Source organism: Paenibacillus amylolyticus (assembly GCF_003719335.1).
Lineage (GTDB): Bacteria > Bacillota > Bacilli > Paenibacillales > Paenibacillaceae > Paenibacillus > Paenibacillus amylolyticus_D.
Genome location: NZ_RIAS01000002.1, coordinates 21,914 through 38,451, shown reverse-complemented (window position 1 = coordinate 38,451; position 16,538 = coordinate 21,914). Strand labels below are relative to the sequence as shown.

At 46.7% G+C, this 16,538-nt stretch carries 11 protein-coding genes; 4 read left to right on the top strand and 7 right to left on the bottom strand.

What is annotated here, in order from left to right; genetic code table 11:
• Positions 1–13: 13 nt before the first annotated feature.
• From EC604_RS04005 to EC604_RS03995, 3 genes are all read right to left on the bottom strand, one after another.
• Entirely contained in the window at positions 14–433 is a 420-nt protein-coding gene (locus tag EC604_RS04005) for a hypothetical protein (RefSeq protein ID WP_123062916.1), read from the bottom strand.
• Positions 434–751: 318 nt separating this feature from the next.
• On the bottom strand, positions 752–2,878 hold the full coding sequence (gene nasC, locus EC604_RS04000) for an assimilatory nitrate reductase catalytic subunit NasC (protein WP_429350844.1): 2,127 nt from the start codon (positions 2,876–2,878) through the stop codon (positions 752–754).
• Positions 2,879–2,919: 41 nt separating this feature from the next.
• On the bottom strand, positions 2,920–5,217 hold the full coding sequence (locus tag EC604_RS03995) for an FAD-dependent oxidoreductase (RefSeq protein ID WP_123062914.1): 2,298 nt from the start codon (positions 5,215–5,217) through the stop codon (positions 2,920–2,922).
• Positions 5,218–5,483: 266 nt separating this feature from the next.
• Between EC604_RS03995 and EC604_RS03990 the strand changes: the two genes are divergently transcribed.
• Together EC604_RS03990 and EC604_RS03985 are read left to right on the top strand one after the other, a co-directional pair.
• Positions 5,484–5,687, top strand: a complete 204-nt coding sequence (locus EC604_RS03990; RefSeq protein ID WP_123062913.1) for a hypothetical protein — start codon at positions 5,484–5,486, stop codon at positions 5,685–5,687.
• A 34-nt stretch (positions 5,688–5,721) separates the two neighbouring features.
• The gene (locus EC604_RS03985; RefSeq protein ID WP_123062912.1) at positions 5,722–6,954 is read left to right on the top strand and encodes a nitrate/nitrite transporter; all 1,233 of its coding nucleotides are present in this window, start codon (positions 5,722–5,724) and stop codon (positions 6,952–6,954) included.
• A gap of 81 nt (positions 6,955–7,035) precedes the next feature.
• On the opposite strand, the gene fabF is transcribed toward EC604_RS03985, so the two are convergent.
• On the bottom strand, positions 7,036–8,274 hold the full coding sequence (fabF, locus tag EC604_RS03980; protein WP_123063386.1) for a beta-ketoacyl-ACP synthase II: 1,239 nt from the start codon (positions 8,272–8,274) through the stop codon (positions 7,036–7,038).
• A gap of 148 nt (positions 8,275–8,422) precedes the next feature.
• On the opposite strand from fabF, the gene EC604_RS03975 reads away from it, so the two are divergent.
• Positions 8,423–9,271 (top strand): helix-turn-helix transcriptional regulator, encoded by an 849-nt coding sequence (locus EC604_RS03975; protein WP_123062911.1) that lies wholly within the window; start codon positions 8,423–8,425, stop codon positions 9,269–9,271.
• Between the two features lie 73 nt (positions 9,272–9,344).
• On the top strand, positions 9,345–10,019 hold the full coding sequence (locus tag EC604_RS03970) for a response regulator transcription factor (RefSeq protein ID WP_123062910.1): 675 nt from the start codon (positions 9,345–9,347) through the stop codon (positions 10,017–10,019).
• A gap of 19 nt (positions 10,020–10,038) precedes the next feature.
• Here the strand turns inward: EC604_RS03970 and EC604_RS03965 are convergent, their stop codons facing one another.
• The 3 genes from EC604_RS03965 to EC604_RS03955 form a co-directional block, all read right to left on the bottom strand.
• Entirely contained in the window at positions 10,039–13,146 is a 3,108-nt protein-coding gene (locus EC604_RS03965) for a response regulator (RefSeq protein ID WP_151458042.1), read from the bottom strand.
• A gap of 353 nt (positions 13,147–13,499) precedes the next feature.
• Positions 13,500–15,494 (bottom strand): methyl-accepting chemotaxis protein, encoded by a 1,995-nt coding sequence (locus EC604_RS03960; protein WP_240036649.1) that lies wholly within the window; start codon positions 15,492–15,494, stop codon positions 13,500–13,502.
• A gap of 193 nt (positions 15,495–15,687) precedes the next feature.
• Entirely contained in the window at positions 15,688–16,524 is an 837-nt protein-coding gene (locus EC604_RS03955; RefSeq protein ID WP_123062908.1) for a MetQ/NlpA family ABC transporter substrate-binding protein, read from the bottom strand.
• Positions 16,525–16,538 lie beyond the last annotated feature (14 nt).

The following is a 16,538-nucleotide window of genomic DNA, read 5'->3' as shown; positions in this document are numbered from 1 at the left end:
GCTTCTGTTCTCCCTACCACAGACGTCCGGCTAGCATCGTGAAGCGGATAAAGGTTACATGAGCTCCATCCTCTATTTTCAATGGCTGATCCAAGTCTTCCAATTCTTCATCATTCAGAAATACTTTGTACAGCCCGTCTTCATAAGCAAGTATCGCGGCTTCCTTCGCCTCCCCAAGATCGGGAACGCCCTCGCCACGCATCATGCCAAAACCTACTTTTCCCGTAGCACCCTGCGCGTCAATCTCCTCGGGCATCAGATAGACAAGCATCCCCGCCGCGTCCTTCCTCTCTCGAAAAGCTTTCACCTGTTGTTCAACCATGTTCTCGATAAGCAGCCGAAGTGTGCTTGTTGTTTCCGGAAGTTCAGCGGCTTGTTTTGCAAGAGCCGGTTTGCGCTTGCCCAGACTTTTCACTGTAATCCATACATTCAATGCCTCATTCCTCCTCTCATTACTTCAATCAAAACTCATTTAAAAAAAACCATTTTATTACAAATATATAGATTCCTTATCCTTCAACAGTTAATACCCTGTAGCCGTATCTTGCAAAACAGAACGAATGCGTACATATGTACCCCTAATGAATATCATAACGAAATCGCTCACTCCTTTCATGGGCCAATATTCATGTTTCCATCGAACTAGCGAACTAAAGCCCAATTGCGTATAAAACGCAAAAAGCCGCTCCATCCCGCAAAACGACATGAGATGGGCGGCTATTTATTCTTGGAATATTGCATCAATTCATGGTTAGACCAGTCGTAGCGGTTGAATCTTCACGGCCGCTGTCTTGAATCCAGGCATTCGGCAGAAAGGATCCAGATCAGGCCTTGTTGCGCGGTTCACATTCTGAATCCCTCCCCAGTGCATAGGCACAAACAGCGTATCCTCGCGGATGGATGCCTTGATTCGCGAACGGACAGTGAAGCTACCATAGGCCGACTGAACCTCTACCCACTCTCCGTCACGGATGCGATGACGAGCTGCGGTTGACGGGTGCAGTTCCACATAGTTCTCTAACTCACGAGCAGCAAGGGCTGGACTTCTGCGTGTTTGCACACCTGTTAGGTAATGAGCGAGAATACGCCCATTCGTTAGAATCAAGGGAAAAGCTTCCGAAACATCATCCCACCCTTGACTTGCTCCTGGAGTAAATGTAGCTTTTCCGTCAACATGAGCAAATCGTTCATGAAACAACATTCCCTCGCCCTGCTCATCTACGGAACGACAAGGCCAGTACACTCCTTGTTCGTTTCGCAGTCGTTCATAGGTAATTCCATAGTAATCCGCCACCCCGCCACGACTCGCGATTCGCAATTCATTGAAGATATCCTCAGCCTTCCCATATTGGAACAACGAACCTTTGCCCAGTTTCTCAGCAATCCGGCACAAAATGTCCCAATCGTCTAGCGTTTCTCCCGGCGCAGGCCTTCCTTGTTCCCGCAGGAGAACACGCCCTTCGAGATTGGTGAGTGTGCCTTCATTCTCCATATAAGCGGTTACGGGCAGGACAAGATCGGCCAATCTGGCCGTTTCGGACAGAAACATATCGGCTACGACCAGAAAATCAAGCTTGCGCAGTCCCTCCTCCACCAAACGTACATTTGGATTCGAAACGACCGGATTAGAGCCCATCACGAGCAATGCACGAATCTCCTGCTCATGGATTCGTTCCATCATCTCATAAGCCGATACACCTTTGCCCGGCAAAAGAGCCGGGTCTATCCCCCAGACCGATGCTACATACGCACGATCTTCCTCATTTTCAATGGAACGATAACCTGGAAGCTGATCTGCCTTTTGCCCGTGTTCTCGTCCACCTTGTCCGTTTCCCTGCCCCGTAATGGCACCATACCCACAGCCTGTTCTTCCGATTTTGCCAGTCGCGAGCACCAGATTCAAAAAATGCCGAACAGCCATATGCCCATCCGTCTGCTGCTCCACTCCGCGTGCCGTCATAATCATGCCAGTATGAGCTTCTCCATAAGCCAGTGCCGCCTGACGAATCAAGTCCAGTTCAACCCCGCATGCTTTTGCGGCCTGCTCAAGGTTGAGACTTTCCATCTCCTGCACAAGCTGTTCGTATCCGGTCGTCCGTTTCTGAATAAAGCTGGAATCAGCCAAGCCGGCAGCCATAATTACCTTCAGCATTGCGTCAGCCAGCAGTGCATCCTTACCCGGTTTGACCTGAAGGTGAAGATCGGCAATGGCTGCCGTTGCTGTCTTGCGAGGATCAATCACAATAATAAACGTTCCATTCTCCTTGGCTTCATTAAAATACGGTAATAACGTTGGCTGACACTCAGCTACATTCGTTCCTGCCAGAATGATACATGTTGCTTTAGGAATGTCCGAGAGCGGAAATGTCAAACCCCGATCCATTCCGAAAACTTTGCTTCCGGCAGAAGCTGCTGCTGACATGCAGAAGCGGCCGTTATAGTCGATGTACTTGCTGCCGAGTGCCACGCGGGTAAATTTCCCAAGCAGATACGCTGTTTCGTTGGTCAGCGAGCCTCCGCCGTATACGCCAACGGCATCAGAACCATACGTCGTTTGAAGCTGTTGTAACCGATCTGCAATCGTCTGTATTGCCTCATCCCATGAACACGGCTCCAATTCCCCCTGACGGCGAATGAGCGGATACATCAAACGCTCGGAACTGAACACTTGCTGATGAGCATTCATTCCTTTCACGCACAAGCGGCCCTGCGAAGCCTTATTAGGCACACCTTGAACCGTATACTCCGCCACTTTCTGACCTGCAACGGGAGCGGCAAGCTCTTCTACGGACATTTTGCATTGCACACTGCAATAAGGACACTGGGTCTCTTTTACATATAATCTCGATTTAGCTTGTTCTGTATTTACCGCGTCCATCATCATACTCTCCTACCTTTCCGGGTTATTCATTTGAGCCTTCAAGCTTTCACCTGGGCAATGGGTTTTTCCAAAAGTATCTCCGCTCTACGTTCTGCATCCATTTCGCGCTCCTGTGCACGATTAAACGTAAGTTCTCGTTGGAATTGTGTATCCAAAAGCGTTTCCCGAATCGACATCATCCCCAGTCGTTCCGTCCACATCCATAAGGGTTCATCAAACCAAGCCGTTTGTCGATACCATTGCAGACAGGCCGATGCGAGAATGAACGCTTGTTGCTCTGATTCAGTTGTCCCGAGCAGGGAGCCTTCCTTCACCGGATGCCCAGCATGACCTCCGACGTAAATTTCCCATCCAGCCGGAGAAGCCTGCAGTCCTAAATCGGAAACCAGCGCATTCACCGGGGATCGAGAATCCCAAGCAATAGCGATGTTCACTTCGGAAGGCATTATTGCAGTTTCCCAATCGGTACGAAGTCTCGTCTCCAGCTCGCTTGCAGTAATATTAGAAGCCAATGATGATACATGTCGCTCCGAGTAGATGTAAATGCTCTGATGATGTTCCTGCTCCAGCTCCAACTCCACTTGTAAATCTTCCATTTGTAGTTGGTTAAGTTCTGTTTTCAGTTCATTTTCTGTAGAGGACAGCATTAATCCTGAAACATAAACATAATAGCGAATTGCAGGAAGACATACCGGGCACCCGTGTTCCGAATGCCAGTTCAGCTGCTTCAACAGTGAATGGATCTGTGTGTCTTCCAATGGAAGGACTCCGGATGCAACGTTCGAAATGTTAACTTCTTTTGCATATGTCTCCAGGATCACGCTCACCCGATGCTTCAGTTCTGCGTGGCTCATCTCCGTACAGTGACATACAGGAAGCACAGCAGGCTTCTCCTCCGTACTGCCTGATTCAGTACTTGTGCTGACACCTCCAAGTTCCACACATTTAGCGTGTTTCAGCAGTGCGGCCACCATAGGTTTGCAACCACCGCATGAACCTGAAGCTTTGGTTTGCTGTTTCACTTGTTCTTCCGTTTCCAGGCGTTGCTCCTGAATAGCTTTTAGGATCGCTGCTTTGGTTACATTGTTGCACGCACAGACTGTCTCCTGGCTTGGGAGCGCAGCTGCTGCTGTCACTGCAGGATCTGATGCATCTCCTTTGGGAGCAAGCTCAGCCACATCCGCTTCACGCTGCACCAAGCCCAGTAGGGCTGTGCCCTCGACCGTGTTTCCAAACAAAATGGCACCTCGAACCTTGCCAGCTTGCATCAGCACTTTTTTATACGTTCCCTGAATACCATCCAAATGCTGAATTGCCGTCTCCAGCTTTTCGCCGCTGATCTCTCCTGCCGAGAAAACATCTACACCCGATACTTTCAACTGAGAATAAGGAACAGAACCAGCATAACCCGGTACCTCCTGTCCGCATAATGTGCGTGCCAGCACCTTTCCCTGCTCATACAGCGGCGCTACGAGACCATAACTAATCCCCCGATGCTCTGCACATTCCCCCACGGCATATATATCAGACACGCTGGTACGCATATGATCGTCAACCACAACAGCACGCTGTGTAGCAATGCCGCTTCTCCTGGCTAGATCCACATTCGGCCGAATTCCGACAGCGACAATGACCAGTTGTGCCTCCAGTTTCGATCCATCTGTGAAAAGCAGCCCCTGCGCTTGTGAACGTCCGGTAACTTTCTGCGTATTTTTATTCAAAAGAAAGGACATGCCCTGATCCTCAAGCTCACGTTGAAGCATCGCTGCAGCTTCGTAATCCAGTTGTCGGTTCATAATATAAGGTGCATTATGGACCACCACTGCCTCCATCCCCAGATGCAGCAGTCCCCTTGCAGCCTCCAGCCCAAGCAAACCACCGCCGATGACAGCCGCTTTGCGGTATTCTCTGGAGTAATCTGACATACGAGTACAGTCGTCGATTGACCGAAAAGACATGACTCGCTCCTTATCGATGCCCGGGATTGGCGGAATAAATGGAGAAGATCCTGTCGCGAGGATCAATATGTCGTACGTTTCCTTTTTGCCAGTTTCCGTCTCAATAAACTTCGTACGGGGGTCAATCCGGTGAACCGTCTCACCTGTGCACAGCCGGATATTACGCTCGGCATACCAGGTCCAGTCATTGATGATAATATCCTGTATGGAATGCTCACCTTGGAGTACTTTGGATAACATAATTCGATTGTAATTGGGGCGAGGTTCCGTCCCGTAGATGACAATCTCATACATATCCGGCTCCAGATTGATAATCTCTTCCACACATTTCACTCCAGCCATGCCATTGCCGATAACCACCAGTTTCTTTCTACTCATGGGCTGCCCCCTATCCCTTTCACATCTGCAAACTAAACAGAAACAACTCTCTTTGATTCTAAGAGCACAACCCTCTTATTGAATTAAGCACAATAACCCTTTCTCTGATCGAAAACACAACAACCCCTTCTCCGTATGGGGAAAAGGGGCACCATTGCCTCCGAGTTCTACACGCCATTGTGTAGATTCTTATTAAATTCAGATTAATTGAATTCAAAATATATGTCAACTAATTTGACATGAAATTTCAAACATCAGACTAAAAAATGATTATTTCAAAATTTAATGTTATTTTTATTGACATTACGTTTTTCCCTTTTTATAATTTGAATCAAAATCACAGCGATGTGATCATCTCAGAAGCGGGAGCACAAAGACGTGTACCGCCTGTCGGCAACGGGGCCGCAAATCGTTCTAGTTCAGGACGGCTTGCGGCCTTTTTCTGCCTGAACGAAGCATTAGAGACATAAAAAAAGAACCTACTTGGATGAGGAGCGATGAGGAATGGTAGAGAGCAAAAGTTTTTGGAAAAGCGGGCATAAGCCTACGCTGTTCGGAGCATTTATGTATTTTGACATCAGTTTTATGATCTGGGGTATGCTCGGTCCGCTCGCTGTTATTATTGCTATGGATTATCCGATGACCCCATTGGAAAAAGCAAATCTGGTCGCCCTGCCCATTCTCGGGGGTTCCATCCTGCGGCTGGTGCTTGGCTTCATGTCCGACTATATTGGTCCCAAATTAACCGCTCAGATCGGTATGCTTTTCACGCTAGTTCCGTTGTTATTAGGCTGGTTATGGGTGGACTCCCTCAGCCAGCTGTATGTCGTAGCTCTTTTACTCGGCGTAGCGGGCGCTTCATTCGCAGCTGCACTGCCGCTTGCGGGCCAGTGGTATCCTAAAGAACATCAAGGCCTTGCTATGGGGATCGCCGGGGCAGGTAATAGCGGAACCGTTCTTGCTACCTTGTTTGCCAATCGTCTGGCCACTCATTTTGGCAGCTGGGAAGTTGTTTTCGGACTCGCGATCATCCCGATTGTTATCGTCTTTATCCTTTTTTCCATCTTCGCCAAAAACAGTCCGCATCGCCCAGAACCCAAAAAGCTTTCTCAGTATGGAACGTTGCTTAAACAAAAAGATGCCTGGGTCTTCTGTGCCTTCTATTGTGTCACCTTTGGCGGTTTCGTTGGACTGTGTAATTATCTGACCATCTTCTTTAATACCCAATATGGCCTTTCTGCCGTTCATGCCGCTGACATTACGACATTCTGTGTCATTGCAGGCAGCTTCTTCCGGCCAGTTGGTGGTTTTCTGGCGGATAAAATCGGTGGAACCCGGATGCTTACCTTCTTGTACTCCGGCGCATGCATCATGCTTCTGGGTGTATCCTTCCTGCCGCCGCTTCCGGTAGTCATCGCCATGTTGTTTCTCGGCATGATGTGCCTTGGAGCCGGGAATGGTTCTGTATTCCAGCTGGTTCCTCAACGTTTTGGCAACGAGATTGGTCTGATGACAGGTATCGTAGGTGCTGCCGGAGGTTTGGGAGGTTACGCACTGCCACTCATTTTGGGTCAACTGTATAGCACGTATCAATCTTACACTCCAGGGTTTGTCATTCTAAGTCTCATCGCTGCTGCTTCCATGTGCCTTGTACTCTTCATGCAGTCCCGCTGGCGGGTAAGCTGGCTGAATAGAAGTAGCAAAGGCATTGCGGATTCAACTTCACTGACGTCTTGATCCCCTGCCTACACATGAAACAGCGCAGCCATATGGCCGCGCTGTTTGTTTTATTGCACCCGTTTATTCAAACCCTTCTGCTCATGCTGAATATTTCTGAAGAATAATAACCGCATTATGTCCGCCAAAGCCAAAAGAATTGGATATGCCCGTCTGCAAGACTGCTTCTCTCGCAACATTTGGGACATAATCCAGATCACATTCGGGATCTCCCTGCTCCTGATTAATGGTTGGCGGTATAATGCCTTGCAGAAGCGTTTGAACGAGAGATATCGCTTCTGCTCCCCCTGCAGCACCAAGCATATGCCCTGTCATGGACTTGTTCGCTGTTACGGGAATATGATAAGCTAGTTCGCCAAAAAGCTGTTTTATCGCTCTCGTTTCAGAAAGATCACCCGCCTCTGTACTGGTCGCATGAGCATTGATCACATCGATATCCCGAGGCTCCAGCTTCGCATCCCGCAACGCTGCTCTCATGGCAAGATAAGCTCCCCGCCCTTCGGGATGAGTAGCTACCATGTGGTACGCGTCGGAAGTGGCTCCATATCCGATAACCTCAGCGAGAATATTTGCCCCCCTTGCCAGTGCATGAGACAGAGCCTCCACGACCAAGATCCCTGCCCCCTCGGCCATAACAAACCCGTCTCTGCCTGCGTCAAATGGTCGGCTTGCCGCTGCACAAGCTTCGTTTCTGGTAGATAACGCTGTTGCATTACCAAAACTCGCAAGTGATATCTCTGTGACCGCTGCTTCTGTGCCTCCGGCAAAAATAACATCTGCTCCTCCGTGGCGAATCAGCCGGTACGCTTCACCAATGGCTGTGTTGCCAATGGAACAAGCCGTTACCGGAGAGAGCGTTGGCCCCCAGCAGCCGAATCTCATACTAACGGTGGCTGCCGCCATATTGGATATCATCATGGGAACAAGTGTTGGGCTAACTCGCGATGCTCCGCGTTCCGACAAGACATTTCCCTGAGCCATCAAGGTCTGAATACCGCCTATCCCTGAGCCAATATATACACCTATCCGCTCCCTGTCCAGCGATTCCAGCACTAGACCTGAATCCGATAATGCCTGATCTGCTGCCGCAACAGCAAATTGTACAAACCGATCCATACGCCTGGCTTCTTTACGTCCAAAGCGAGCTTCACCATCAAAATCACGAACCAATCCGCCCATTCTCGTTTTATACAATGCGCTGTCCAGATGCTCAATCGGAGAAATTCCCGATCTGCCTTCCTTCAAGGCGTTCCAGAATGTATCTACATCATTGCCAAGCGGAGAAATCACACCCATTCCTGTAATCACAACACGTTCTATACTCATCCCGGTTTGTCCCCCTTGTAAAGTTCTTCATTCAGTTTCCTGATGCTTATGCATTCATAGTGCCATTTCTGTATATCCTATTACAAGTTGTCATTTATCATAGTATAATGACTACCATGATAAACAGAATGAAGGTGATCCATTGAGTGATGCGATTCGATTACAAGCGTTATCCACTTTTCTAAAAACACAGCGTTCCAAACTCTCTCCGGAATCTGTTGGTTTGCCTGCCGGAGGCCGGCGAAGAACACCCGGGTTAAGGAGAGAAGAAGTCGCCCAATTGGCTAACGTCAGCACGACCTGGTATACCTGGCTGGAACAAGGACGAAGCATCCAGGTATCACATGCTGTACTGGACAGCATTTCTTCTGCACTCAGACTCACTGTGGATGAACGTAAATACTTGTTCTCACTAGCGATGGAGCATTATTCAGATCTGCCCGTACCGGAACCAGACACGCTTCAACTTCACTCGTCATTGCAGAAAATCTTGCAGGAACTGCGCTATTGTCCTACCATTATCTCTGATCGGCGCTGTTTCATTGTCGGCTGGAATGAGGCTGCTGCTCAAGTTTTTATGAACTTTGAACAGATCCCCTTAGAGCAGCGGAATATGATCAGTCTGGTATTTGATCGAAAAGAGTTGCGTAGGCTTGCAGTGAACTGGGAGGACTTCGTCAGCGGATTTTTATCTATTTTTCGTGGCTATTATGGTCGTTATGTCGACGATGAATGGTATAATTTATTTTTGGATGATATGATAAATCGCCACCCTGATTTTCAAGCGTTGTGGAAACAAAGCAGCGTAAGCAGCGCTCCCGATGTATGGATCGAATTCAGACATTCGAAAGCAGGAAAAATGTTGTTTGATCTAACTTCATTACAGATTCAAGGCAATTCCGATTTGCGATGCAGCATTTATACACCCGCACCAGAAACTGCGACAGAGCGTAAACTCATGCAACTGCTTGATCGAAGTATTGAATCCTGAACTGCTTACTTGCCAGGGATAGCGACATCCATTACTAACATACCTATATAACGTGGATTCAGAAAGGAACACCATGACTAAAGTGCTTATTATAGAGGACGACAACATGCTGGGTGACACTTTATCCCTGTATTTACAAGGTGAAGGCTACGAAGTATATCGTGTGGACACCATGGGGCGTGCACTTTCGCAGCTTGAAACCAGACCAGATATCATTTTGATAGACCTGATGTTACCTGATTCAGGTGGGAAAAATCCATGCGCAATCATGCGTGAGCATACCTCCCTACCGATGATTGTCATTTCTTCGTTAACTGATGTGTCCGAACGTATTCGTTCCTTAACCGACGGCGCCGATGATTTTGTCTGTAAACCTTTCAGTATGCAGGAACTCAAGGCACGCATTGAGGCCGTTTTGCGCCGCTATGCTTTATTGGAAAACTCTTTAATGACCGAAACCGAAACAGGGTTAAGCCTTGATCTGGCACGCAGAACCATCCTGCTGAACAATCGCAGAGTTGAAACTACGTTTTCCGAATTTGAGATCATGAAGCTGTTTGTGCTGAATCCTGGCAAAGTGTTCAGTCGGTACGCTTTGATTGAGGCCATTCGCGGAATAGATGCCTACATTAATGATCGGACGATTGATGTACATATTACGAAACTCCGCAAAAAAATTGAAGATAACCCGAAAAACCCCCAATATATTCAAACCATATGGGGGGTCGGGTATAAATTCACACCTTAGGCACCTTGGCTAGTCATATTTACCACGGTAGTGACTCTGAAATATGATCAATTTCTTGCTGTACCTGTTGCAGGATGGAGGTCAACTCCCCTTCGAAGGATGGAACAGACAGAAGTGATTCCAGATGCATAACGGCCTGCACCAGTTTCACAGCATGCAGGTGAGCTGCAACACCTTTGAGAGAATGTGTACTCCGCACAACTTCATTCATTTGCTTTTGCTCAAGATAAGTCTGAATTTTTTGCTCAAACCCGCTGTATTCTAAAGCAAACTTATTCAACGCGTACTGCAAAATGTGCGGTTTGTTATCCATCTGTTTCAGAGCTTTATCCGTATCAATCCCCCTGATTTCATGCAATCCCTTCAGATCAATCCAGGCTGCTAGTACATCTTGAAGCTGTTGTTCATGGATCGGTTTCGTCAGAACGGCATTCATACCTGCCTCCATATATACCTTATGATCCTTCTTCACGCTATTTGCCGTAAGTGCAATAACAGGTAAGTGATCGTATTGTCTCATCTGACGAATGTGTTTAACAGCTTCTATTCCATCCATTAGCGGCATGAACAAATCCATTAAAATCAGCTTCCACGGCTGAACATGGAGTTCTCTCAGTACCTCTTCTCCATCCTTCACCACTTTCACTTCAAATCCCAGCTGCTGAAGCAGCGCCCGAATGGCGATCTGATTAATCTCATGATCCTCTGCCACCAAAATGGCTCCCTGATTCATTCGATCTGAGGATTCATCCTGAATTATCATTTGGCTCAAATTCTGTACTTCTCCATCCTGCAATGTCAGCAAAGTTTCAAACAGCCCCACACGGGTAATCGGCTGAAACAGGACTGCCTTCGGATGAATAGAATTCTGCTTGATGGCAAGAGCATTCTCGCTAACTCCACGCTTATACCCTAATACATGAATCCGGGTACTATGCAGCATATCCATTAATCGCTCCCAGCTCGGATCATCGTGTACATGTTTCATATCCATATCGAGCATGATCAGGAGAGAAGACGATTCATCCCTCTCGTAATCATAGTTACCATTGTCCAGCACTTCATGAAAAGAAGAATATATTTGGGGCCTGAGACCAAATGAGCGCAACATCTGCTCCAGGTTTTCTGCAACTCTTCTGTCTCTTTCCACAACCATCACATCATTCACTGCATATAATAATGGATAGGTTGGCAGGAAAGAACGATCCTCTATTTCTGTCAGTTCATACACCAGCTCAAATGTAAACATGCTATATTCACCAAGTATACTTTCCACTTGCAGGCTGCCGCCTAATGATGTGATCAGGAGATAACAAATGACCAAGCCCAAGCCAGAGCCTCCGTACTTTCGATAGGTCGATGGTTCGGCCTGACTGAAAGGAACAAATAAACGCTCCATCTGTTCGGGGGAGATGCCAATCCCGGTATCCTCCACCTCGAACCGAACTTCAACATGTTTATCCTCAAGTGTAATTACCTCTGCGTGAAATATGACATACCCTTCATCCGTAAACTTAATGGCGTTGTTAAGCAGATTAATAAGAACCTGCTCCAACCGGAACGGATCACCAATTACCGTTAAAGGCAGCTCGGGATCGGTATGAAAAATGATCTTAATATCTTTGTTACCGATAGACGTACTAATCTGATCTGCCACTCGTTTAAATACATCCTCCAGGGAAAAGGGAACATTCTCCACATTAAACATACCTGCTTCAATTCTCGAAAAATCTAGAATATCATTGACCAATGCAAGTAAAGATTGCGAGGATACGGTGATCTTGCCCAGATAGTCCTGCTGCTGAGGAGTAAGATGTGTTCGTTGCAGCAAGGAACTGAAGCTGGTGATACTGTTCAGTGGCGTCCGCAACTCATGGCTCATCAGAGCTAGGAACTCACTCTTCGCCTGACTAGCCTTATCTGCCTTCACCCAGCGATACTGATCTGTCATATCTTGAAAGACAGCCTTAATTTGCTCACTAGAACCGGATGACTTGAGCGGATAAAGATGAACGCGAACATGCAATTCATCACTTTCTCCGATCCGGAAGGTCAGTTCCGTCTCATGATTAGTTTTAGACGAGATAACCTCTTGTAAAACGGTAACCCAGCAATCTGATTTTTCCATCACCAGCAAATCTGCAAGCGCACGACCAATAACCTGTTGCCGCTCCGCCTGGAGGACATCGAGAAATTTCTGGTTAATGGAAACGATGTTGCCCATACTGTCCAATCCTGCAACCCAATTGGAGGACACTCGCTCCAGCAAACGATAGCGCTCCTCACTTTCCTGAATCCTTCGCCTGACAGCTCGGTGTTCTGTAATATCAAGTCCATACCCAATGACATACTTCACCACCGTGCCCTCCAGAAAAGGCCCCAGCTTAACCAGAGCGTAGTTTCCTTTGTGCTCAATTTCGAAAAAAAAGCGTTCGCCTCTCCAGGCGCGGTTGAATTGTGTCTTCAGAAATTGAATTTTATCTGGGGGCAGAGCCTTAATATTTCCCAATTGGAAGCTTTGCTCTAGACTTCGCATGTCCATACCGAGATGAGACAACATCTCCCCTTCGAGCAGGAGGAATTCAAATTTCCCGTTCACCTTTCGTAGTTTGAACGTAAACCCTGGTTGCCAGCGCAGCATCTCCAGCATCTCTTGCTCTTTTTGAATCACCAGATGTCTGTACTGATGATTCTGATTGAGGAAATAGATGAACAATATAACCAGTAGCATACATAGAATTTGAGAAAGCAAAGTCATCCCATGGCTAAGGAGTGTCGATGGATATGTCATAGACATCGTGAATTGATAAGCAAACAGCAGTAGTAGCGAGCCGGATAACCATTGGTGTACAAATCTGCGAATACATCTGAAATTCATTGAGGTAACCAGAACGAAAATAAGTTCGTACATCGCATAATTCAGGTTTTCAATCGATGGCCAGAATCCTGCATTGATTCTAAATATCCACAAACCTGCAAATGTGATAAACGCCGTTCCTCCTCCGCCATAATAAGCAGCAAGCAGATAAGCGATGAATCTAAAGCTTAACATCGTGCCATCATCCAAGATAATGGAGAAGTAATACAACGCAGTGCCTAACATGCTCATCGCTATCCCAATGATCATGCGAGAGGTAAATGATGGCTTATGCCGATTACTCGATTGATTCAGATAGTGATGAATGAGGAAGACGAAAATTAAAATTAATGTAAAATTTAAAACGAGATCGCGTAGCAAAGTTCACCATCCAAGTTACGACTTTAGCGTTGTTTAATATACGAAAAGACAGGCCAGATTGGCCAATTGTATCTCCGCAATAATCAAATCATATTACGCGTCTCCCCCTTATTCAAATGCGGATATTGCCTTATTTCTCCCCAATCCTTCCTCCTTTCTTCTAACATTTACTCTTCGATATGCATTCCAAAAACTTCCCCGAAATTACCAGACAAAATGTAAAAAAAGAGCCTCTCGGCTCCCTAATACTTGAACTGTTGAATCAGACGTTGCAGATGTTCTGCCATACTTGACAAACTTCTTGCAGAAGCTGATATCTCCTCCATCGAAGCCAGCTGTTCTTCCGATGAGGCGGCAACCTCCTCCGAAGTTGAGGCATTCGCTGAAGCAATTCCTGCCAATTCACTCGATACAGCTCCAACCTCCTGCACTCCAGCCATAATCTGCTGGGATGTGGCCGCAATATCTTCAATCTGAGGTGTGGTCTCGCGCATACTCTCCAGAATACGTTCGAACTTCTGAATAGCTTCAGTGGAAACCTCCATGCCTTGTTCGACCTCTAATGCCACTTTCTTCATCATATCAACGGATTCCAATGTATCTTTCTGGACAGCAGACGTCAGGGCAGCAATATCTTGAGCAGACTGCTGGGATTGCTCTGCGAGATTGCGAACTTCCCCAGCTACTACTGCGAACCCATTCCCGTGTGCACCTGCACGTGCAGCCTCAATCGACGCATTCAGAGCCAGTAGATTCGTTTGTTTCGCCATATTTCCCATCAGTTCTGTGATGGCCGAGATTTGCTCAGAACGTTCATCCAAAGTCTGAATGATATGACTCATCTGTAAGACGGTCTCTTGAATCGATCTCATCTGATCTACCGTCTGCTTAACCGTGTTGCCACCTTCTTCTGCCTGTAACGTGATCTGTTTGGCTAATTCGGACACATGAATGGATCTCTCCGCAATATTGGTCACACCAGACGTAATTTCGCGAATGGCCTCATGATTATGCTCAATTCCATGCATTTGCTTCTCGGCTCCCAGCGTAATTTCCTGAATAGCTTTGGCCACCTGCTCACTCGCGGCACTGGTCACTTCTGCACTCTGCGTCATCTCTTCTGATGAGGAAACAACCTGACTTGCGCTATGCTCTACATTCTGGATCAGCAAGCGCAGATTCGTCTGCATTTTGCCAAAAGCGTCACTAAGATCACCAAGTTCATCCGAACTCTTGCTTACAATAGTCTGTGTCAGATCTCCTTCACTCACTTGTATCGCTTGATTTTTCAATTCTCTGATCGGTCTAATAATGGAGCGCATGACAAGCCAGATGATTACAGCCCCAACTCCAAGGCAAGATAACAGCACAATCATCATACGATGCAGAATCGGAGCTGTCGCCTCATCCACCTCGGAGGTGAACATCGTACCTGCGATTTTCCAATCCGTTGAACCATTCGTTAAATAATACATAAACTTGGGTTGATCATTATAGTCATAATCAAATGTGCCTGATTCGTTATCAAATACCTCTGCCCAGAATGACTCTTTCACCTCTGATCCAGCTGAGCTGTTCGGGTGATAGATATACTTTTTGCTACGATCCAGCAATACCATATATCCCTGCTCCCCTACCTTGATCTTACTTATACTACTGCTAATATCATTCAGATCCAGATCAAGACTGACTACACCAGAGCGGTCGTCCAATGCCTTTGCAATTGAAACCGTAACCGAATTCGTTGCTGCGGAGGTATAAGGGTCTGTGACGATAACCTGACCAGGTTGACTCATTGCTTCTGTATACCAAGGTCTGGTTCGCGGATCATAATCTTGTGGGGTAGTTGTATCCGAAGAAGATATATATTTGCCATTTTGATCACCTACACTGACAAGAACTACATCCGGGTTCTGTCCGATGAATCCCTTTATTTCCTCCAGCATGTTTGCTTCTGAATTTTTCATGGTGTCTGCAGTAAAAACCTTCGCATAATATTCAACCTGCTTTCGTTTCACATTGATGATTAAATCAATCGTACTATTAGCTAAATTCACGTTTTCCTCTGCACTAAGTAGAATTTGTTTCGTTACTTCCTCTTTGGCATTGTTATAAGACAATACACCTATAGTGATGGAAGGGACCGCCAAAAAGATCATGAAGGACATGATCAGTTTGACCTTAAAATCGGTTACATTCTTTCCTAACCAACCTGTTTTTTTGATTTTCAACGACAATTCACTCTACCTCTTCCATATTAAATTGATATTTGTACCAACATACAAAAAAAATATTAACTAAGTTAAACGAATTTAACTCCGATTCTATTAAGTTTCTAAATAGTTGTTAACAGAAGTCAGATCAAAACCAAAAAGACCCGAGCATATTTGCTCGGATCTCCATGTTCAAATCTCTATACTGATCTGTACCTTAGAATGCTGGAATGGCAATATCTGCGTAGTTTTTTTCGAAAAAGGCTTTCACTTCAGGGCCGGCCATACGTTTAGCCAGCTTCTGGATGGCTTCGGAGTCTTTGTTATCCTCACGAGCTACCAACGTGATCGCAAAATGGGAATCGTCCTTCTCGGTCAGCAAAGCATCCTTTTTTGGTGTAAGACCGAGCGGGCTTGCATAGGCAGGAGTCATAGCTACCAAATCTGCATCATCCATCATGCGGGCAAGCATCAGCAAATCTACTTCTTTGAACTTGAAGTTCTTTTTGTTCTCTGTGATGTCCGCTTGTGTCGCATTAAAACCTACACCCTCTTTGAGTTTAATCAGGCCGTTTTGTTCCAGCATGACGAGGGAGCGCCCGATATTTGAAGGATCATTAGCGATCGCAATCGTTGCACCTTCTGGCAGTTCATCAATGGACTTGTACGTTTTGGAGTATCCGCCATAGATCGCGTTGTAGATGGGCTGAACAGGAACCAGAGTTGCATTGTTCGCCTCGTTGTACTGTTTCATGTACGGCACGTGTTGGAAGAAGTTCGCATCCACTTCCTTGTTCGCCAGTGCTGTATTCGGCTGTACGTTATCCGACAGTACTACAACTTCCAGGTTTACGCCGTCCTCTTTAAGGAGCGGTTTAACGATATCCAGTACATCCGTCATTGGCGGAATCAACGTTGCGACTTTCAGTGTGACTTCCTGCCCGGCTTGTGCTTCTGGCTTCGCCCCCTCAGCAGCAGGCGTTTCTTCTTTTTTACCGCAGGCGGATACAACGAGCATAACCGCGAGCATCAATAGCATTAATTTTGCTTTCATTGGATGTTTACCCC

What these genes read in the sequence shown, in the direction of transcription:
- nasC (WP_429350844.1), bottom strand. Translation starts at nt 2,878, where the DNA reads ATGGACGCGGTAAATACAGAACAAGCTAAATCGAGATTATATGTAAAA.
- EC604_RS03995 (WP_123062914.1), bottom strand. Translation starts at nt 5,217, where the DNA reads ATGAGTAGAAAGAAACTGGTGGTTATCGGCAATGGCATGGCTGGAGTG.
- EC604_RS03990 (WP_123062913.1), top strand. Translation starts at nt 5,484, where the DNA reads ATGATTATTTCAAAATTTAATGTTATTTTTATTGACATTACGTTTTTC.
- EC604_RS03985 (WP_123062912.1), top strand. Translation starts at nt 5,722, where the DNA reads ATGGTAGAGAGCAAAAGTTTTTGGAAAAGCGGGCATAAGCCTACGCTG.
- EC604_RS03970 (WP_123062910.1), top strand. Translation starts at nt 9,345, where the DNA reads ATGACTAAAGTGCTTATTATAGAGGACGACAACATGCTGGGTGACACT.
- EC604_RS03965 (WP_151458042.1), bottom strand. Translation starts at nt 13,146, where the DNA reads ATGATCATTGGGATAGCGATGAGCATGTTAGGCACTGCGTTGTATTAC.
- EC604_RS03955 (WP_123062908.1), bottom strand. Translation starts at nt 16,524, where the DNA reads ATGAAAGCAAAATTAATGCTATTGATGCTCGCGGTTATGCTCGTTGTA.